This is a genomic window from Serratia sp. HMSC15F11, assembly GCF_001808215.1.
Classification (GTDB): Bacteria; Pseudomonadota; Gammaproteobacteria; order Enterobacterales; family Enterobacteriaceae; genus Serratia; species Serratia nevei.
Genome location: NZ_KV792462.1, coordinates 81,811 through 101,561, shown reverse-complemented (window position 1 = coordinate 101,561; position 19,751 = coordinate 81,811). Strand labels below are relative to the sequence as shown.

General features: G+C 56.3%; 13 protein-coding genes and 1 pseudogene. 10 read left to right on the top strand and 4 right to left on the bottom strand.

What is annotated here, in order from left to right:
• Positions 1–250: 250 nt before the first annotated feature.
• The gene (locus tag HMPREF3138_RS12925; protein WP_223294890.1) at positions 251–1,675 is read right to left on the bottom strand and encodes a coniferyl aldehyde dehydrogenase; all 1,425 of its coding nucleotides are present in this window, start codon (positions 1,673–1,675) and stop codon (positions 251–253) included.
• Positions 1,676–1,874: 199 nt separating this feature from the next.
• Between HMPREF3138_RS12925 and HMPREF3138_RS12920 the strand changes: the two genes are divergently transcribed.
• The 3 genes from HMPREF3138_RS12920 to HMPREF3138_RS12910 all read left to right on the top strand — a co-directional run bounded on the left by HMPREF3138_RS12920 (position 1,875) and on the right by HMPREF3138_RS12910 (position 4,427).
• Positions 1,875–2,705: an alpha/beta fold hydrolase gene (locus HMPREF3138_RS12920; protein WP_038877959.1), complete on the top strand. Its 831-nt coding sequence runs from the start codon at positions 1,875–1,877 to the stop codon at positions 2,703–2,705.
• A 121-nt stretch (positions 2,706–2,826) separates the two neighbouring features.
• Complete coding sequence (gene hchA, locus HMPREF3138_RS12915) at positions 2,827–3,702, top strand: glyoxalase III HchA (protein ID WP_038877961.1); 876 nt, start codon at positions 2,827–2,829, stop codon at positions 3,700–3,702.
• Positions 3,699–4,427, top strand: coding sequence for a PA1136 family autoinducer-binding transcriptional regulator (locus HMPREF3138_RS12910; protein WP_038877963.1), 729 nt, complete (start codon positions 3,699–3,701; stop codon positions 4,425–4,427). Before hchA ends, HMPREF3138_RS12910 begins: the two co-directional genes overlap by 4 nt.
• Here the strand turns inward: HMPREF3138_RS12910 and HMPREF3138_RS12905 are convergent.
• Together HMPREF3138_RS12905 and HMPREF3138_RS27475 are read right to left on the bottom strand one after the other, a co-directional pair.
• Entirely contained in the window at positions 4,424–5,314 is an 891-nt protein-coding gene (locus tag HMPREF3138_RS12905; RefSeq protein WP_038877965.1) for a LysR substrate-binding domain-containing protein, read from the bottom strand. The two genes, HMPREF3138_RS12910 and HMPREF3138_RS12905, sit on opposite strands and share 4 nt — an antisense overlap.
• 50 nt (positions 5,315–5,364) lie before the next feature.
• Positions 5,365–5,430, bottom strand: a pseudogene (locus HMPREF3138_RS27475) (SWIM zinc finger family protein); the annotation flags it as partial.
• A 12-nt stretch (positions 5,431–5,442) separates the two neighbouring features.
• Between HMPREF3138_RS27475 and HMPREF3138_RS12900 the strand changes: the two are divergent.
• A complete protein-coding gene (locus HMPREF3138_RS12900; protein ID WP_038877967.1) occupies positions 5,443–6,015 on the top strand; it encodes a hypothetical protein in 573 nt (190 codons plus the stop codon).
• A 50-nt stretch (positions 6,016–6,065) separates the two neighbouring features.
• Here HMPREF3138_RS12900 and HMPREF3138_RS12895 read toward each other — a convergent pair whose 3' ends face one another.
• Complete coding sequence (locus HMPREF3138_RS12895) at positions 6,066–7,772, bottom strand: hemolysin (protein ID WP_038877969.1); 1,707 nt, start codon at positions 7,770–7,772, stop codon at positions 6,066–6,068.
• Between the two features lie 607 nt (positions 7,773–8,379).
• On the opposite strand from HMPREF3138_RS12895, the gene sbnA reads away from it, so the two are divergent.
• From sbnA to HMPREF3138_RS12865, 6 genes are read left to right on the top strand one after another with little or no spacing between them, the layout of a single operon-like run.
• Entirely contained in the window at positions 8,380–9,486 is a 1,107-nt protein-coding gene (gene sbnA, locus HMPREF3138_RS12890) for a 2,3-diaminopropionate biosynthesis protein SbnA (protein WP_223294889.1), read from the top strand.
• Positions 9,487–9,525: 39 nt separating this feature from the next.
• Positions 9,526–10,545, top strand: a complete 1,020-nt coding sequence (gene sbnB / locus HMPREF3138_RS12885) for a 2,3-diaminopropionate biosynthesis protein SbnB (RefSeq protein ID WP_048234426.1) — start codon at positions 9,526–9,528, stop codon at positions 10,543–10,545.
• 12 nt (positions 10,546–10,557) lie between these two features.
• Positions 10,558–11,301, top strand: a complete 744-nt coding sequence (locus HMPREF3138_RS12880) for an AzlC family ABC transporter permease (protein WP_038877973.1) — start codon at positions 10,558–10,560, stop codon at positions 11,299–11,301.
• A complete protein-coding gene (locus tag HMPREF3138_RS12875; RefSeq protein WP_038877975.1) occupies positions 11,298–11,624 on the top strand; it encodes an AzlD domain-containing protein in 327 nt (108 codons plus the stop codon). Before HMPREF3138_RS12880 ends, HMPREF3138_RS12875 begins: the two co-directional genes overlap by 4 nt.
• Positions 11,625–11,633: 9 nt before the next feature.
• Complete coding sequence (locus tag HMPREF3138_RS12870; RefSeq protein WP_038877977.1) at positions 11,634–13,217, top strand: condensation domain-containing protein; 1,584 nt, start codon at positions 11,634–11,636, stop codon at positions 13,215–13,217.
• A 14-nt stretch (positions 13,218–13,231) separates the two neighbouring features.
• Positions 13,232–19,726, top strand: a complete 6,495-nt coding sequence (locus HMPREF3138_RS12865; RefSeq protein ID WP_080213359.1) for a non-ribosomal peptide synthetase — start codon at positions 13,232–13,234, stop codon at positions 19,724–19,726.
• Positions 19,727–19,751 lie beyond the last annotated feature (25 nt).

The following is a 19,751-nucleotide window of genomic DNA, read 5'->3' as shown; positions in this document are numbered from 1 at the left end:
TCTGCTTCCGTAAAGATGCTCCAGCCGCCGGGCGTGGAGCGGTTAACAAGGCAGGCGGGTCAGGCTTGCGTCGGGTATTGCGCTAAATAACTGAACTCAATCGATTTACGTCACCCCCACCGTCAACGGGCAGAGGGTGACACATGGGTAAGCTTAGTCAGCGGCGGCGGAGAGATAAAATAGGAATGAGTGAATATTGTGATAGCTTGCGGCGATTCATCGATGTGCTATTGATAGTCAACACGTCGCGTTATCGACGCCGCAACATGAACGCGAGCACCGCGTCCGCCAGCTTGCCGAACGGTGCGCGCAGCAGATCGGTGAAGTGCCAGCGGCTTTGGATGAAGACGCCCTTGGCGTGGCTCAGCGCCCGGAATCCTTCAATGCCGTGATAGGCCCCCATGCCGCTGGGGCCGATGCCGCCGAACGGCAGATCGTCCTGGGCAAAATGCAGCAGGGTGGCGTTGACGCTGACGTTGCCGGAGGTGGTGCGCGCCAGCAGCCTGTCCTGCAGGGGGCCGCCTGCGCCAAAGTAGTACAGCGCCAGCGGGCGCGGCCCGGCGTTGATAACGTCGATCGCTTCTTCGAAGGCGGCGTAGGTGCGTATCGGCAGCAGCGGCCCGAAGATCTCCTCTTGCATGATCCGGCTGTCGTCGGGGGCGCCGACGATCAGCGTGGGGGCGAGGGTTTTCGGCCGTTCCGCCGCCGAGTCCGGGCGGTGGCCCACCGGAATGATCCGCGCGCCCCGCGCCAGGGCGTCGGTGAGCAGATCCTGCAAACGGTGGTAGTGCCTGTCGTTGATGATGGCGCCGTAGTCATGGCTCGTCGGCCCGTCAGGGTAAAACGCCTTGACCGCCGCGTCGTAGAGCGCGATGAAGTTTTCCACATCGTCCTGATGGAGCAACAGGTAATCGGGTGCGATGCAGGTTTGGCCCGCGTTCGACAGCTTGCCGAACACCAGGCTGTTAACGGTTCTGGCGGTGAGCGCGCCGGGCGCCACGACGGCGGGGCTTTTGCCGCCCAGCTCGAGCGTCAAGGGCACCAGATTTTTACCGGCCGCCTGCATGATCTGGCGGCCGATCGCCGTGCTGCCGGTGAACACCAGGTGATCGAACGCCAGTGTGCTGAACCCGGCCCCGACGTCCGGCCCGCCGGTCACCACCGCGACCTCATCGGCGGGAAACAGCGCCGCCAACATCGTTTCGATGAGTTGGCTGGTGCGCGGCGTGAGCTCCGAAGGTTTCAGCATCACGCGGTTGCCGGCGGCCAGGGCGGTGGCCAGCGGGATGAAGGTCAACGAGAAGGGATAGTTCCACGGCGCCATGACGCCAATCACGCCTTTAGGTTGGTATTGCACGTAGGCGCGCCCGGCCTGGTACGGCAGGGCGACGTGGCGGCGTTCCGGCTGCATAAAGCGCTTCAGGTGGCGCAGCAGATAATCGATCGCCTGCACGGTGACCAGGATCTCCAGGATGTCGGTTTCGTAAGGCGAGCGGTGGCCGAAGTCCGCGCTGACGGCCGCCGTCAGCGCACCGCGCTGGGCCAGAATGGCGCTCCGCAGGCGGCGCAGGGCGGCCTTGCGCTGAGCGATCGTCGGTGCGCCGTCGCGCAGGAAGGCATGGCGCTGGGCGGCAAGCCGTTGCTCCATCGTCATGAGGATGTCATCTCCCTGCACTTGAATTCTCCTGATGCCGAGTGAAAGCGGGAATGCGGTTTGCCGAATCGTGTTTGACCTTAAAGTGAGCTTTAAACCTATACTCGTTAAACGATCAACGCAAGATCGTCGGCCAACCGGGATGAGGGAGCCAGAGATCCCGGCGCCGCGCGCAGTATAAACCTTCTTTTTTAACCATAGTGTAAATGGGAGAAACGACATGGGTTACGTAACGACCAGCGATGGCGTCGAGATTTTCTACAAGGATTGGGGCCCCAAAAACGGCAAGGTTATCTACTTCCACCACGGCTGGCCGCTGTCCAGCGATGACTGGGATGCCCAGATGCTGTTCTTCGTGAACAAAGGGTTCCGCGTGGTTGCGCACGATCGCCGCGGCCACGGCCGCTCCAGCCAGGTGTCGGAAGGGCACGACATGGACCACTACGCCGATGACGTCGCCGCGGTGGTAAAACACCTGGGCGTGCAGGGCGCGATGCACGTGGGCCACTCGACGGGCGGCGGCGAAGTGGTGCGCTATATCGTGCGCCACGGCGAGGACAAAGTATCCAAAGCGGTGCTGATCAGCGCGGTGCCGCCGCTGATGGTAAAAACCGACGCCAATCCGCAGGGCACCCCCAAAGCGGTGTTCGATGATTTCCAGGCGCAGCTGGCCGCCAACCGGGCACAGTTCTATTACGACGTGCCCGCCGGCCCGTTCTACGGCTATAACCGTCCGGGTGCCAAACCCTCTGAGGCGATTATCTGGAACTGGTGGCGCCAGGGCATGATGGGCGGCGCCAAGGCGCACTACGACGGCATCGTCGCCTTCTCGCAGACCGATTTCACCGAGGATCTCAAGAAGATTGCCATTCCGGTGCTGGTGATCCACGGCGACGACGATCAGGTGGTGCCTTATCAGGACTCCGGCGTGCTGTCGGCCAAGCTGGTGCAGAACGGCACGCTCCATACCTATAAGGGCGCGCCACACGGTATCCCGACCACCCATGCCGATCAGGTCAACGCCGATCTGCTGGCGTTCGTGAACAGCTAACCCTATCGCCCGGGCGGAATCTCCACCGCCTGGGCGATGCTTGAGGGATATCCCTCATTGCGGCCCCGCCGGCGGTTATTTAAGCTGAAAGGGCAACGTAACGGTGAATATGGAGATAATCATGACTGATTCAGTGTCCAACGATCGTAATCCTACCCCGGATGTGGCGGAAGACAACGCGTTCTTCCCATCGCCTTACTCCCTCAGCCAGTACACCTCGTCCAAAACCGACTTTGCGGGCGCCAGCTACCCGAACGCCTATCGCGGCGGCAAGTGGAAGGTGCTGATGATCGCCTCGCAGGAGCGCTACCTGCTGATGCAAAACGGCAAGTTCTTCTCCACCGGCAACCACCCGGTCGAGATGCTGCTGCCGATGTATCACCTGGATCTGGCCGGTTTCGAGATCGACATCGCCACGCCGTCCGGCGATCCGGTGAAGCTGGAGATGTGGGCGTTCCCGCAGGAAGACGAAGCGGTCAAGGCCACCTACGAGAAGTACCGTAGCCAACTCAAGCAGCCGAAAAAGCTGACGGAGGTGGTGAAGGATCTGGATGGCGGCAACTACCTCGGCGTTTTCATCCCCGGCGGCCACGGCGTGCTGAATGATATTCCGTTCAGCGAAGAGGTGAAAAAGACCCTGCACTGGGCGCACGACAACGATCGCTACGTGATTTCGCTGTGCCACGGGCCGGCGGGCCTGCTGGCGGCGGGCATCGGCGAGCGCAAAGAGGATTTCCTCTATCGCGGCTATGAGATGTGCGTGTTCCCGGACTCGCTCGATACCGGCGCCAACATCGACATTGGCTACATCCCCGGCCCGATGCCCTGGCTGGTGGGCGAGCGCCTGCGCGAGCGGGGCGTCAAGATCGTCAACGCCGACATCACCGGCAAGGTGCATAAAGATCGGCGCCTGCTGACCGGCGACAGCCCGCTGGCCTCCAACAACCTCGGCAAGCTGGCGGCGGAGACGCTGTTGGCCGACGTCGCCGCGCGATGAGCGACGAGATCGCGCAGCGCGCTTTCCAGACGGCGCTGGCGATGGACCACGAGCGAACCCTGTCCGCCATTCAGGGGCGGGTTCGCGCCTTTGCCGCGCCGTTCGGCTTCGATCGCTTTGTGCTGTTTTCCGCTTCCGCCACGGCGGAGGCGGGGATCGAGCATATCTATTGGGTCGAGGGCGACTGGTTCGGCGACGGCGAGGCCGTCGATGCCCTGACCTACGTGCGGCACTGCCCGGTGACCCGGCACATGCTGCGGGTCAGCGAGCCGTTTTTCTGGACCAAGACCCGGGCGCAGCAGGGCGAACGCTACCGGATTGTGCGCACGCCGCGCGGCGCGGGCCTGCACGGCGTGCAGATCCCGGTGTTCGGCCCGGCCGGTTTGGAGGGCGCCGTCAGCCTGGGGGGCGAGCGTATCGACGCTTCACCGCCGGTGCGGCTGGCGCTGTCGCTGGTGGGCTCGGCGGCCTTTCAGGCGGCGCGGCGGCTGTTCGCACCGGCGGCCGGCGAGGGAGAGGGCCGGCTGTCGGCACGCGAGCGTGAGGTGCTGAGCTGGACCGCCATCGGCCGGCGGCAGGCGGATATCGCCGCGATGCTCGGCCTGTCTGAACGCACGGTGGAAAACCACCTGCGCCGCATTCGCCAACGCCTTGGTGCCGCCACCACCGCACAGGCGATCGGCGTGGCGATCCGCCTGGGGGAAATCGCCCCCGACAGCCGTTAGCCCGCTGTCATTTGCCGCAGCAACCACTCGCGCAGCGCGATGATATCGGGGCGCTGTGCAGTTTCTTCGGTGGTCACCAGGTAATAGTTGGCGCCGGGTAACGCCATCTCGAACGGCGCGGCCAGCACGCCGCGCTGCAACAAATCGCGCGCCAGCAGCCGGCTGGCGATCACCACCCCCTGGCCCGCCACCGCCGCCTGCAGCGCATGCGTCTCGTCGCTGAAGGTCAGCCCGGCTTCCACGTTCAACCCTTCCGGCCCATAGCGCCGCCGCCAGTTTTCCCAGGTCGGGGAGTCGGCAGGCACCTGCCGATGTTCCACGTGAAACAGCGTTACCCGCTGCAAATCCTCGCTGCGCTCCAGTGCCAGTGCCGGGCTGGCCACCACCATAAAGCGATCCTCATGCAGCAGGGTGCAATGCAGATCGCTTTCCGGCGTTTCGCGGTAGCGGATGGCGACGTCCACGGTGCGCTGGCTGAGATCGACCCGCTCGACGCTGGTATGCAGGCGCAGATCGATGGCGGGAAATTCCGCCTTGAAATCCGCCAGGCGCGGCACCAGCCAGTGGGTGAGAAAATTGGAGGTGGTGGTGACGGTCAGCGCCGGCGGCTGCCGGGCGCGGGTGATTTGGGCGACGGACTGCTCCAGCGCGGCGAAGGCGCGCTGGGTGCCGGCATACAGGATCTCGCCGATTTCGGTCAGGCTGACGCCCTGCGCGCTGCGCTCGCACACCCGGCATTCCAGCACTGACTCCAGCAGCTTGATCTGGTGGCTGACCGCCGTCGCGCTGACGCCCAGCGCCTCGGCGGCCAGTTTGAAGCTGCGGCAGCCGGCCACGGCGTGGAAGGCGCGCAGCGCGCCCAGCGGCGGCAAACGGGTTTTTCTCATGGCTGAGTTATTCTCATCTAAGGCTGAAAACTATGAGTTTGTCTGATCGATTATACAAGAGATAGGCTGGCGACATGTGAACAGGGGAATGAATTAATTTCATCATTCCCACATGTCGGGAGTTAACGATGAGCCTCTATATCAACAACGGCGCCCTGGGCGCCATGGAACACACGGGAACGGCGGCGAGCGCCCTGGCGCTCAGCGTGCCGGTCGCGGCGGGCGCTTTGCTGCTGGAGGCGGAGAGCCTGCTGGGCATCGTTGCAACGCTGATGCTGCTAACGGCATTGGTGCTGGCGTTTCTCGGCGGCGCCGCGCTGGCCCGCTGGCAGCCGCTGCGGAACCGGCCTGTGCTGGCTATGCTCCGCTACGGTTTTTTGCTGGCGGCGGCGGGGTGGCTATTGACGCTGCTGATGCTGTTCGGCGGCCATGATTGGCCGGCCCTGCTGGCGGGCATCGCCCTCGGCGGCCTGGGGCAGGGCGTAGCCTACCGCACGGCGGTGGGGGAGAAAACGGCGTTCGCCGTGGCGTGCAGGCTGGCGACGGTGGTGAGCATCGTCGCCGTGGTGGTTGCCGCTTTGCTGATTCAAACCTACGCCGCGCCGGGCGCGAGAGGCGGCTGTTTCGCGCTGGCGTTGCTGATCGACCTAGCGCTGCTGGGAGCGTTGATGGCGCGGGTTGCGGAGCGGGATGGGGCCTGAGCCGTCGCGCTGAAGGTAAACCGCCCGCCGGTAAACCCGGCGGGCTTCGCTTAGGCGGCCGCGAGCTCTTGCGACGTAACGGTTTGCAAACCGACAAGCTGAATGGCCGGCTGCTCCAGCGTGATGCCGAAGTCGCCTTGCGCCCAATTGTAGATATTGACGACGTGCTGATTGAGCGCGCTTTCGCCCTGCATGAATATCGACAGATCCTGCGTATGGGTTTGCGCGTTGTAGTTCAGCGAGAAGCTGCTGTTTGAGCCTTCGGTGCCGAAGGCCAACAGGTGGTTATCGATAGACAGGGAAGAGGCCTGTAAAAAGCCCAGCTCGAAGCTGTCGTCGATGTAGATATTGTGGGTCTGCTTTACGGGAATATTCAGCAGGCTGTTGGGGAAGGGCACATCGTTGGACAGCATGCTCAGGTTCACGCCGAGATAATCCTGCGGCGCGCTCCCACCCGGCGCAGTGGTATAGCCGTGTTCGAAGCGAATCTCGCTGGAGCCTTTGCCCAGGTTGACCTCCAGACCGTTGGCCGGCGTCAGCACCCGATCGTTAAAGGTGACGTTATCCTTAAAGTCCGTCAGCTTCACCGCCTCGATGTTGTACAGCCCGTCCTTAAAGCCATACAGTCCGATGCCGTTTTTCTCGACCACCCCGCGCCCGCCATAGCTGCCTTGGGCGTCAAACTTCAGGTTTACCCCGTGCGACAGGCTGGAATAATCGACCGTATCGTGGCCGCTGCCGCCGTCGATCACCGTCCAGCCGTAGTTGCCGGCGTTGTTTTGCCAGCCGCGCGGCACGCTGATGGTGTCGTCGCCGCTGCCGGTGTTAACGGCGATATTGCCGAACGCCAGCGTGAAATCGTCGTCATACAGCGTACCGACGCGGTACAGATTCGGCGTGGACAGCACGTCGGCAATGTCGTTGAAAATCGCCGAGCCGATATCCAGCTTGCCGGGAATGATGCTGCCGCCGCCGGTCACGCTGCTGCCGTAGGATTCGGTGTAGAAATCACGCGCCGCTTCGGCGGCGAGGCGGATGGTCTCGTGGCCAATGCCGAGGGTAGTTAAATAGGTGGGCACTTCGCCCGCCAGCAGCGTTTCAACCACGTAGCTGAGGTTTTTCATCTGCATGGAGACCTGCGCCGCCGCAATCAAATCGTAGGTGCCGCTTTCGATCTTAAAAGGCGAGGTGTCGTTGGTGGCCACCCATTCGGTAAAGAACGAGGTGTCGCCTAAATAGGAGAACAGCGTGGTGCCGGCCCAGGGTGAATAGTTGGGGGCGCCGGTCGAGGAGGCATCGGTGAACACCTCGGACGCCGCCGCGCCGGCGTCGATCAGGCCGACCTCGTGAATGTCCGGCACTTTGGCGCTGGTGGGCGGGGCATCCGGCAGCGGCGCGTTGGGATCGCTGCTCAGATCGACGCCAAACAGCGTCTTGGCGAAGTTTTTGGCGATGTTGTCGGAGGCATTCTGGATGCGCGTTTCCCAGTCATCGGGCACATGCCCGGTGCGCAGCTCATACTGCAGCTTGGTTTGGTCACGAATGTAATGGGCAAACGCCCCCTGGTTCGAGTTCACGCCATAGGCGCCTTTGATCCAGGTATACACCGCGATATCCACGCCCTGAATAGGTTGATTGGCATGGTTGGGATCGGTGAGCGCATCGACGGAGGCGGCATACACGGTCGGCCAATCGCCGGCTTTGGCGGCCTCCCAAATCGCTTGCAGTTTTTCTCGGTCGGTAATGACGTAAGCCATATAAACACTCCTTGTTGCTGAGAGATTGCTGTGAAATTCAACATGATGAATGGAGACGCGCTATGAAATAAACCGAAACCCGTACAGCCAGAAACGCGCATGCCGCGAGCCGCAGCGAACGATGGGCGGCAGGCGCCCATAGCGAAAGGATAGACGCAACTTATCGAGTGCGAACAATTCGCTTATCGATTGTTTTTACAGGGTTATTACTGTAAATCTGCGGGTTAACCTGCGTATTGGCGCCAGGGAGGGATTTCCGTCATCTGGGTTAGGAATCTTCTTAGATAAAAGAGTGGGTTTCGCTGGGGGGCGGGCTGTTCTGGGGTTCGGTTTGCGGTGCCGGATGGGGCGATTCGTCGTGCTGAATGTAAAAAAACCGTCCGGTAAATCAGAACGAAGTTTTGTCAGCCTGGGGGTTGCATCAGCCTTGTCGCGTTAAAGCAAAAAAAGGCCAAGAACAGACAGTTTTACTGACAAAAAATGGGCGGTCAGAATTTTATTCTTAGGAACTGATCAAATCATAAGCAAACGTTTGCTTTTAAGTTGGTCTTAGCTGTTAAGTAAAGATTTTCTAATGTGTAATGGTCTGCTTTTTTATTGACGAAAGGTGGAACTGTGCTATCTATATTTACCGTTTATCAAGTTGTTAACGTTTTTAACATTATTTTTTCTTGCAATTCATGTTGTGCAGGGAAGGTTAGGCTTACTTGCGTTGCGTGAATGGTTCAGCTTGGGGGCTGGCAAATTGATCGCGAATTCTCCAATGGAGTTATTGATTTCAAACGTTTTTATAAAACTGTCTGTTGCGAAGCATTTCCAGGTTAACCTGAAGTTAGAGGGGTTGTCCGCGACGGGCTCTATCAAGGTGAAATCAGGTTTGCGAATGATTTCACAGCTGGAGCAGCAAGGCCTGTTGCGAAAAGGCATGAAAATCATTGAAAGCTCATCCGGAAATCTTGGATTAGCGCTTTCGATGATTTGTGCCGCGAAAGGTTACTCCTTTACTTGCGTCAGCGATCCGAACATTTCCCCGCAAACCGCGCGTATCATCCAGGCTTACGGTGCGAAATTAATCATCGTAAAAGATCGTGATGCGAATGGCGGTTATCTGGCGACACGCATTAACCTGATCAAATCGTTGTTGAAACAAGACGCTGATTTGCTGTGGGTTAACCAGTACGAAAACGAAGAGAATGTTCACGCGCATTACTGTTCGACCGCTCCGGAGATTTTGGCGCAGTTTCCCGAGCCCGACTATGTCTTTATCGGGGCGGGGACGACGGGAACGCTGGGAGGCGTGTCCCGTTACCTTCGGGAGAAAGCGCCGAAAACAAAAATCATCGCCGTTGATAGCCAAGGATCCATCACGTTTGGTCAACCGGCAGGCAAACGTTTAATCCCGGGATTAGGGACCAGTAATCCACCTGCGATCCGTCAATATTCCAGCTTCGACGAGCTGTTGATGATCCCTGAACTCGATACGGTGCGGATGTGCCGACAGCTTGCGCAACAAGGCATGTTACTGGGGGGATCCTCGGGAACGGTGCTATGTGGTGTGCAACGTTATGCCAGCGCCATTCCGCCAGGAGCCTGTGTGGTAGCGATATCGCCTGATATGGGCGATCGTTACGTCGATACGCTTTATAACCCCGATTGGGTCAACGAGCATTTTCCCGAAATGCAGGGTTATGAAAAATGCGCTATCGCCATTTAACCCATTTTTATGTCCTCCAGTCTCATTAAAAGAGTCTCTATGCAAACAACAACATCCATGCCTGCATTCCATGTCATTGGCGCGAAACAGATCGCCGAGTGGCTGGAGCAGAACCCTGAGTCCGTATTCGACGCGGTACAAGATGCTTATCTGCAACATGCCGATGGCCGCACGGTGAGCCCTGACAGCTATTTTCTGCGTTTCCCTGACAGTACGCGCAATCGCATTATCGCTTTACCTGCTTCTATCGAGAGCGCCGCGCCGATTGCCGGCATCAAATGGATCGCCAGCTTTCCCGGCAATATCGAAAAAGGGCTGGATCGCGCTTCCGCCGTATTAATCGTCAATGATCGCGAAACGGGTTATCCCCGCGCGTGTTTGGAAGGCAGTTTAATCAGCGCCGCTCGCACCGCTGCTTCGGCCGCGTTGGGTGCGCACTACCTGCACTCAACGCCAGGGAAGGTCAAACGCCTCGGCGTAATCGGCTGTGGCCCGATCGCTTATCACACCTTGGCCCTGTTGGTTAAATTAGGCTGGTGCATTGATGAGCTGTATGTGGCTGATTTATCTGAGCAACGCAGCCAGCTGTTTCGTGATAAATGCGCCAGCTTCGTGGGGAAATCAACGGCCGCTTCGTTGGAGGCCACGGTGACTCAGTCGGATATGGTTCTCATGGCAACCTCTGCGACAGAGCCTTATATCACTTCGCCGGAATGGTTCAGCCATGCGCCGACGGTATTGCATATGTCATTGCGGGATTTGGCGCCCGAAGTGATCCTGTCTGCGCAAAACTTTGCGGACGATATCAGCCACAGTCTGAAGGCGCAGACATCGACACATCTGGCCAGCCAACAGGTGGGGCATCATGAATTTATGGCCGGCGGTATCGCTGCCGTTATTCGCCGGCAAGTGGCTCCGGATAGTCATCGCACACGCATTTTCTCTCCGTTTGGCATGGGCATTCTTGATTTGGCGGTAGCGCAACGCATTCTGGATTCTATTGATGAGAAAAATATGGTCAACGTTGCTGAATTCTTCCCGGTGCCTTATGCACAATAAGAAAGAGGTGAGATGATGGTGGGTTCGAAAAAGAAAGAGTGGCGGCTCGCCTTTAAGCGATCGTCCCCTTTCCTGATATCCGCGACGCTTTCGGGGATTGTGTTTGGCGCCTTGGTCATTGCCGGGGGGCTTACGGTCATTGATGGGCTGGTCATGTCCGGCTTTATCTACTCAGGCGCAGCCCAGTTTGTGGGGTTGCAGCTGATCGTTTCACATACCAGCCTGGCTGTTGCGCTGCTGACCACACTGCTGCTCAGCCTACGTTTCTTCCTCTACTCCATTTCTTTGATCGATGAAGTGAGGTCGATACCCGTAGCCTATCGCATCATGTTGGCATTCGGTTTGATTGATGCGGTATTTGTGATGGCGAAGGAGCGTTTTAATGAGCCGGGAACGCAGTCGGAAAAAAACACGTATTTTATGGCGTGTGTACTGATCTTTTACTTTAACTGGATCATCGGCACGGCAATTGGACTGTTTCTGGGGGATACCTTAGCGCATTACGCGGCGCAGTACGGTCTGGAGTTTATTACCTATGCCACCTTTGTGGCCATGCTGGCGCCATACTTGAGAGTGGGCAGAAATATTTACGTTTCCCTGGTTGCCTTGGCGACTTATATCTTGACATATCAGGCACCCTATAATCTTGCGATTCTGATTTCCTGTGTGGTGGCGGTCGTTGTAGTTAAAGTAAGCGAAATGATAATCAGCCAAAGGAAGGTAAGACAGCGTCCTTCAGCGGAGGATGCAAAGTGAGCCATGTCATGCAGGTTATTTTACTCATGGGTGTCACGGTATTTGCCGTCAGGAGCGTCGCGTTTATTTTCGCAAATTATATTTCGCTACCGAATGTCGTCAAGGATGCACTCGAGCTGTTGCCTCCCGCAATTTTAACCGTGATTATTGCCAGTGGTGTTTTGGTTAACCCGACAACCGCTAAGCTGGACATTTCTTTTACTAATTATGCACTGGTTGCGATATTGATTACTTTACTTATATCCAGCAAAGTGAAGAATTTTTTTGCTGTGATCGCAAGTGGTTATGCGGTTTATTTCTTACTTTCTCAATTCATAGGATAAGGAGGTCATATGGCGGCGACAGAATCGGCATTGCGGTCATTGTTGACTGAATTATTTCCTCATGCGGCGGCGGATGTTGTGCTGAAGGAGAACCTCATCCATCTCGGGGGGGATTCTATTATGGCTGCTGCATTAGCTTCCCGCCTTTATCAGCTTTGGTCGATGAAATTTTCCGTTAAGTCGATCCTTCAGTTGGAGAATTTCGCTGGCCTGATGGCGTACTTGCCGGCTCAGACGGTTGAACGTGAAGCAGAAAAAGAGGTGATAAATACACGAGATGTGTACCGTCAAACTGACGGACAGAAGATGGTCTATCTTGAGACATTCCGGCAGCCGAACACGACGGCTTATAACATTCCTGTTATTGCTGAACTGCCTATCGCGTTCTCACCGCTGGTGGTGCAACAGGCGTTACAAAAGGTTGTGAAATGCTTCCCGGCGATCTTCACTCATTATTATGATCTCGATGGTGAATTTTTATTTCGCTATTACGAAGCAGAAACGATTCCGTTGATTGTCTACGACAATCAACAACAGGCTGCACAGCAGTTTGTTCAGCCTTTCGATTTAAGCAAGGATTGTCTGCTTAGAGCGGCTGTCGTACCGTTCGATGGCGATGTAACTCAGGTCATGCTGGATTTCAGTCATATCATTGCCGATGGGCTATCAATAGGACATTTCATTCGTCGGCTGAAAGCGGCTCTGTATCAGAAATCGTTTGAAGGCACCGCGAAAACCATCTTTGATTTTAGCCGCTGGACGGAAACGGCAATTTATCAGGCGAAGTTCTCTGATGCGGCGGCATTCTGGCATGACTGCCTGGGTGAGAAAAACCTCCGTCCGCGCTGGCCGGGCATGCGGCAAGCGTCTCATACGATGGGCTATGGGATTCAGCAAGCGCCAATCGATGCCTTGCTCGCGGCGGATATTCGTCAAAAAGCGGAGCAACATCAGGTTACCGCATTTACGCTGTTTTTATTGGGTTGGTCTCTGCTGCAAAGTGAAGTGACGGGCGCCTGGAACAGCTGTGTTGGCTTAGTGGCGTCCGGCCGTACCGAGCCGGAGTACTACGACACTTTCGGCATGTTCGTCAATACGCTGCTGCTTCCCGTGAACTTCAATGCAGAGACTTCACTGCAGGAGGCGTTGAGTGGTTTGGCGGAGCGGACCGCAGCCATTTTGGAACATCAGCATTATCCCTTTGCCCGGCAAGTCGGCGCATTGCAAAAGGGTGACGACTCACCGTCACCGTTAGATGCATTATTTGCCTTTCAAAATATTGATTATCAAAAAATAGAGATTTTTGGCGGGCGCTTTAGATCCTTTCATCAGGCCAAGAAGATGGCGCAGTTCGGCACGGTAATCCAGATATTTGATTTGGGTGAACAAGGATATGACATTCAATGGGAGTACGCGCCAGAGCGATTCTCGCCAAAAATGGTAAGCGGTTTTCTCTCTCATTATCAATCCATCATGAGCAATATTGCTCACGCCGAAAGCTGTCATACTTTGCAGCAGCTTCTTGTTATAGATGTGGCTAATACGTCTCCCTGTGTCGATTTGAATGTGGCTGAGTTTAACTTTGGTATCTAATTCTTAGGTGAGTGATGAATACATACAGCAGTTCTGATGAATTTAATATCTCCGTTATGAAACATTATCAGGCGTCTTTCTCAAACACCTGGCATCCTGCAAAGTTTCCGGTAATGCCTGGTTATCCCGCCGATAATGGGGTCTGTGAAAAAACACTGTCCGAAGAGACATTGGCGCGTTTAATGAAAATCACCAATGGCGACCTGGTGAATATTAGCGCGGTTATTTCCGTTGCCTTAACGCATTTAGTTCATTATTACAACCCATCGGATTATCCTTTGGCCATCGGCTATTCTTTACAGCGGCCTGATGACGAAAAGGCAAACGATTTCGTTTTGCTGTCGCCGTTATTTGAGGATGATAAAAGCGGCGCCGAGCTGATTGTCAGTCAAAGGCAAAAAATGTTGGCGGTCTTGGCGTGCGGCGCCACCCGCTTTAGCGCGATTCAGGCTGCATTACCAGCAGATAGCTCGCAAAACATGTTCGCGCTGCAACTTAGCGTTCGTACCCATGACGGTCATGCCGTCGAGCGGTTTGAACGCGCGCTTCTGATCGACTTTTGCCTTAACGACAATGCGACGGTTCGTCTGATTGCCGATACGCAGCTTTATCCTGCCACTTACCGTGAATCTATTCTCAATAATCTGCTCGCGTTGCTTGCGGCCATAACGGCCAGCCCCGGCACTGCCCTTGCTCAAATCCCGATTGCCGATGAACAAGAATTGCGGCGCGTGATGCATTTTTCCCAAGGGGACACGGTGCCCTATACCGCTACGGCGCGTTTGGAACATTGGCTGGAGCACTGGGCAAACCGGGATGCACAACGCGTGGCGTTGATTGCCGATGGCGTCCGCTGGAATTACCGGCAGCTTAATGAGCAAGCCAACATTATTGCCAACAACCTCATTCGCCGTGGCGTGTCGGAAGGGGATAAGATTGCGATCATGCTGCCGCGCAGCGCCGAGATGATCGCGGCCATATATGGCGTATTGAAGGCCGGCGCCGTCTACGTGCCCGTTGATCCCAACTATCCGGATAATCGCCGTCACTATATTATTGAAGACAGCCAGGCGAAGTTCGTTCTGGTGAATGAGCGTCATGAGGCTCGGGACAATGCGTTATGCATTGCGGATTTCTCTGTCCTTGAGGGTGACGCCGGCAATCCGGCAGTGAGCGGTGATGCCAAGGCGTTAGCCTATATGATCTATACCTCCGGTTCGACAGGTAACCCTAAAGGGGTAATGATTGAGCATTGCTCGGTCTTTAACCGAATAGAATGGATGCAGAATCAATATCCGCTGGGGCCAGGGGATGTGATCTTGCAGAAGACACCCATTTCTTTTGACGTATCGGTATGGGAACTCTTTTGGTGGGCGCTGAGCGGCGCGACGGTCTCTCTGTTGGCGCCCGGCGGAGAAAAGGATCCTTCCGCGCTGCTGGCGAGCATCGCTCGCGATAAAATCACCCATTTGCATTTCGTGCCGTCAATGCTGGATGCTTTTCTCAATGCAATTGAAGCGGGAGAAGGCGAGGCGGAACTTACCCAGTCGCTGAGAACGGTTTTCACCAGTGGCGAGGCGTTGACGCTACACCAATCCGCACGATTTTTTGCCTTGGTTGCGCCGTGGAATGACTGCCGTCTGATCAACCTTTATGGCCCCACGGAAGCGACCGTGGACGTGACCTATTATGCGTGTCGGGCCGATGAATCTCGCGCTTCCGTACCCATCGGTAAACCGATCCAGAATACCGGTATTTTAATATTGGATAAGAATAATCAGCCTGTCCCTTTGGGGGTGGCGGGAGAGCTGTGCATCAGCGGTGTTAACCTGGCGCGTGGCTATTGGAATCGTGAGGAGCTAACAACGGAGAAGTTTTGCCAGCTTCCAGCCCCGCTGGGGAGACGCGTTTATCGTTCCGGCGATCTGGTGCGTTGGTTGGCGGATGGCGAGATTGAATATTTGGGGCGCATAGATTTCCAGGTAAAAATCCGCGGTTATCGGATTGAACTGGGCGAAATCGAAACCGCTATACTGCGGTACAAGCCCGTGCGCGATGTTCGTGTCATCGCCCTGATGCGTGAAGACGGCAGTAAATATCTCGCTGCGTATCTCTTACCCGGCGAAGGATATCGGGAGGCTGAGTTGCGGGAGTATTTAAGCGCCAATCTTCCGGAGTTTATGGTGCCGCCGTGGTTGGTGGTGATGAGCCACTTCCCGTTGACGCCGAATGGAAAGCTGGATCGTGCGCAGTTACCTAATCCGCTCAAACGCGCCTCGGCCGCAGAGCGGATATTGCCGCAAACAGAAAGTGAGCGGCAACTCGCGTCAATTTGGTGTCAGGTGCTGGGGCTGGACAGCGTTGGCATCCATGACAGTTTCTTTAGTCTGGGGGGCGATTCGATCACCTCTTTGAGCGTGATCAGTCGGGCGCGCAAAATTGGCATGGAAATCAGTTTCCAAACCATGTTCAGCTACCCGACGATCGCCGCAATCATCCCGGAAATCAGTGCGGTGAAGGGTAAAAGCACTGAGGAATATCAGCCGTTTAGTCTGTTGTCTGAGGAAGAGCGGCAGAGGTTACCGGCAAATATTGACGATGCTTACCCGTTGTCGATGTTGCAGGCGGGTTTAATTTTCCAAAGCGAACTGCAAAAAGGCGCTTCCTGGTACCATGACATTCAGGTTTACCCGTTGTCGGGCGCCTTTAATGCCGGGGCATTCACGCAGGCCGTGACGCAGATGTTGCAAGAACACCCGATATTGCGCACCAGTTATCATTTGCAAGGCTTCAGCCAATTTGTGCAAATGGTTCACGCGGCGGTGCCGCTGCCGCTGTTTATTAAAGACTGGCGGCAGATGGGGCGCCGGGAGCAAGAGGCGGCGTTTGAGTCGTTCCTTGAGGAAGAAAGCCATTATCAATTCAACTGGGAACAGCCGGGATTAATCCGTATCCATGTCGTCATTCTTTCAGATGAGTCTTTCCGCTATGTATTAAGCTTCCATGATTCTGCGTTGGATGGCTGGAGTATTAACCTTTTCCACACCAAGCTATTGCGTTATTACCACCAATACAGGGAAGGGGGACGGCCCGCCAAGGTATTTCACGATGATTTCCTGCGCAAATATGTCTCTTTGGAGCAAGCTGCGCGCAGCAATGAGACGCATCGCCATTTCTGGCAGCAACAGCTTAGCGGCTATGAGCCGATGCCGCTGCCGCGTTTACGCGTCAAAAACCACGACATTCCCACCATCGAATATCATGATATCGCTATTTCTTCATCGCTTTCCCACGGACTGCGAGAAGTGGCGGCGCGTCTGAATGTGCCGTTGAAGAATGTCTTGATGGCCGCACATTTGCGCGTGCTTAGCTTTATCGCCAACACTGAAAATGTGATTACCGGTTATGAACACAGTGGCCGTCCTGAAGAGGAGGGGGTGGATCAGGCTATTGGCCTCTTCCTGAACTCGATACCCTTCCGCACGACGTTGACGGAAGCGGAAAGTTGGGAGGCGCTCATTCTGCGAGTTCATCGGCAAGAAGCGGAGTTCCTGCCTCATCGCCGCTATCCGATGGCGGAGATGAAGCAAATCGTCAATACGACGGAAACGCTGTTTGAGTCAGTGTTTAACTTTACCCACTTCCATATGCTGAAAGAATTGCAAAGCCTGCCAGGCATGCAAACGTTGGATGTCCGCGTGCGTGCAGAGACCGAGTTCGTGTTGCGCGCTGAGTTCTCGCAAAATGCTTACACTGACCAGGTTCAACTGAGTTTGCATTATCACAGCAATGAGTATGATGCGGAGCACATTGAACGCATCGCTGCCTATTATGCCGGGGCGTTGCAGGCTATTGCTTCGCAACCGCAGCAAGCCTATTTGAGCTGCATGCTGATGTCGGCGGAAGAGGCGCTTTTGCTACAGCAGATTGGGCAGGGCGAGCAGCGGCCGCTGCCTGAAGAGGGCATGATTCAACGCATTTTGGCGCAAGCCGAAGAGTGTGCGGATAAGCCGGCGTTACAAGATGAGAAACACGCGCTGAATTATTCGCAGTTTGCGCAGCAGTGTCGGACTTTGGCCCTGCATTTGGCCGGCGTTGGCGGCCAGCAGCGGCAGCAGGTTATCGCTGTGAGTTTGCCGCGAAGCGTGGAGTGGATCGTGGCAATGGCGGCCATCATGGCTTCCGGCAACGTCTACATGCCGCTTGATTTGGATAACCCTGATGCTCGCCTCCTGGAGCTGCTGAACGAGGGGCAGGTCACGCAGGTCGTCTGTGATGCGGAACAAACGCAGAGGCTATCAGGGATCATTGCCCGGTTAGGGGCGCCGATCAATCTGGTTTGCTATGGTGATTATCCTGCGTCAGAGCAGGCGGCGGAATTACGGCTGCCGGCCGCGCAGGAGTTAGCGTATGTGCTGTTCACATCCGGTTCGACGGGCAAACCCAAAGGTGCGTTGCTGGAGCATCGCGGAATGTTGAATCATATGCTGGCTAAGATTCAGGATCTGGGCATGAACGCTGCGGATGTTTTGGCTCAGACAGCGCCGGTTACTTTCGATATCTCCGTCTGGCAAGCGTTAACGGGGCTATATACTCAGGCGAGTACCGTCGTGTACGGCAAACAGCAGCAGCTTGACCCCGCCGTTTTCTGTCAACGGCTTAAGCAGGACGGCGTGACCATTCTGGAGGTCGTTCCCTCTTATTTCGCCATTCTGCTGGAGTATCTGGAGCAAACTCCGTGCGATTTGGCACCGTTGCGCGTATTGCTGCTGACCGGTGAGGCTTTGAAGCACGAACTTGTCATGCGGTGGTTTGCGCTGTACCCGGAGATCAAGCTGATCAACGCCTACGGGCCAACCGAAGCCTCCGATGACATTACCCATCACGTTTTTACTGCGCCACCGGGCGATGCCATTGTGCCGATTGGCAAACCTGTTCAGAACATGTGGATTCATATACTGAATAATCAGGGGCAGGCGGTACCCTTTGGCAGCGTGGGAGAAATCTGTGTGACGGGCATCGGTATTGGCCGGGGTTACATCAACAGCCGGGAGAAAACGGCTCAGGCCTTTGATTTTGCCCATCCGTTAGGCGCATGGTCGACTGGCAGGCTGTACCGCACCGGTGATATCGGGAAATGGCGCACGGATGGCACCCTGGCTTATCTGGGGCGTAAAGACGAGCAGGTTAAAATTCGCGGCATGCGCATTGAAATCGGCGAAATAGAAAACGCGTTACAATCCGTGGCCGGCGTGCTCAATGCCGCCGTTGTATTGGACGTGCGCGACAACAGGGAACGCTTGATCGGCTTTGTTCAGGGCGATGACGATGTGGCCGCCATCAGGCGTCAGGTTGCCGAGTTGCTGCCGGCATTCATGTTGCCGGATCGGTTGTTCCACTGTCATCAAATACCGCTGAATGCCGCAGGTAAAGTGGACAAAAATCAGCTGCGTTTTCTTGCGTCGACGCTGAGCGTCTCTGACGCCGAACAGTGGCAAGCGCCGGCAGGCGACGCCGAAAACGCGTTGGCGTCACTCTGGGCTGATGTCCTGAACGTGCCGGTAGAAAGCATCGGTCGGAACAGCGATTTCTTTGCGCTCGGCGGGAATTCCCTGCTCGCCATGTCGGCCGCCATCCGTTCAGCAGGGCGTTTTTCTCTGGCGGATATCTTTGCCTTGCGCACCTTGGATAGGTTGGCGAACGCACAGGCAAGCACCACGGATAATGTGCTGCAGGCGTTAACCCCGGAGAAGCGCGAATCGGTTCTGGTTTGCTTCAGTTATGCCGGTGGTAATGCTGTTAACTTCCAAAATGTGGCCAATGCATTGTATCGGCTCACGCAGACTACGGTATACGGCGTAGAGCCTCCGGGTAACGATCTGTCTCGCCGTGAAGGGGGCGTTGCGTTGTCCGAACTGGTCAGCCGAAGTCTCAAGGCGCTGCAGCAACGCGGTATTACGCGAGTCAGCGTATGGGGGCACTGCTCGGGGACTGGGGCCGGCGCGGAATTCATTCGCCAGGCGCCGCAGTTCGGAATAGGTGTCGATCAGTTGGTGGTGTCCGGCAAGCTATTGCGCCCCATCGAGGTACTGGAGCGGCAGATGGAAGAAACGCGGCAGATGACCGATGCTGAGATCGTCCATTGGCTGGAGAGTGTCACGGGATTGGCGCTGGACATGAAAGGGCAAGCTGAAGTCACGCCTCGATTGGCTGCAGCCTATCGTAACGATGCGATTGGCGGCAATGTGTCCTTGAAGAAAGTGTGGCAAGAGCGCGTGTCCGACAGCGACGCAGCACCTCTCCCAGTGTTGTGTCTGTTGGCGGATGACGATCCTTTAACGCAGGATTGGCAAAATATCGTTGAAAACTGGAAGCAGGTGAGCCCTCAGTTGAGCGTGGAGCGGCTTGCGGAAGGGGGGCATTATTTTATAAAGACGCAGGCTGAGCAGGTCGCCAATATCCTTGTGGCGCGTTTAGCCCTGGGAAAAAGGGTGCAGGTTGAGGCATAAACCGTAGCGCCTTCAATATTGCAGA

Bases quoted from the DNA above. Each gene is read 5' to 3' on its own strand.
- HMPREF3138_RS12920 (WP_038877959.1), top strand. From the start codon at position 1,875: ATGGGTTACGTAACGACCAGCGATGGCGTCGAGATTTTCTACAAGGAT.
- hchA (WP_038877961.1), top strand. From the start codon at position 2,827: ATGACTGATTCAGTGTCCAACGATCGTAATCCTACCCCGGATGTGGCG.
- HMPREF3138_RS12910 (WP_038877963.1), top strand. From the start codon at position 3,699: ATGAGCGACGAGATCGCGCAGCGCGCTTTCCAGACGGCGCTGGCGATG.
- HMPREF3138_RS12905 (WP_038877965.1), bottom strand. From the start codon at position 5,314: ATGAGAAAAACCCGTTTGCCGCCGCTGGGCGCGCTGCGCGCCTTCCAC.
- HMPREF3138_RS12900 (WP_038877967.1), top strand. From the start codon at position 5,443: ATGAGCCTCTATATCAACAACGGCGCCCTGGGCGCCATGGAACACACG.
- HMPREF3138_RS12895 (WP_038877969.1), bottom strand. From the start codon at position 7,772: ATGGCTTACGTCATTACCGACCGAGAAAAACTGCAAGCGATTTGGGAG.
- sbnB (WP_048234426.1), top strand. From the start codon at position 9,526: ATGCAAACAACAACATCCATGCCTGCATTCCATGTCATTGGCGCGAAA.
- HMPREF3138_RS12880 (WP_038877973.1), top strand. From the start codon at position 10,558: ATGATGGTGGGTTCGAAAAAGAAAGAGTGGCGGCTCGCCTTTAAGCGA.
- HMPREF3138_RS12870 (WP_038877977.1), top strand. From the start codon at position 11,634: ATGGCGGCGACAGAATCGGCATTGCGGTCATTGTTGACTGAATTATTT.
- HMPREF3138_RS12865 (WP_080213359.1), top strand. From the start codon at position 13,232: ATGAATACATACAGCAGTTCTGATGAATTTAATATCTCCGTTATGAAA.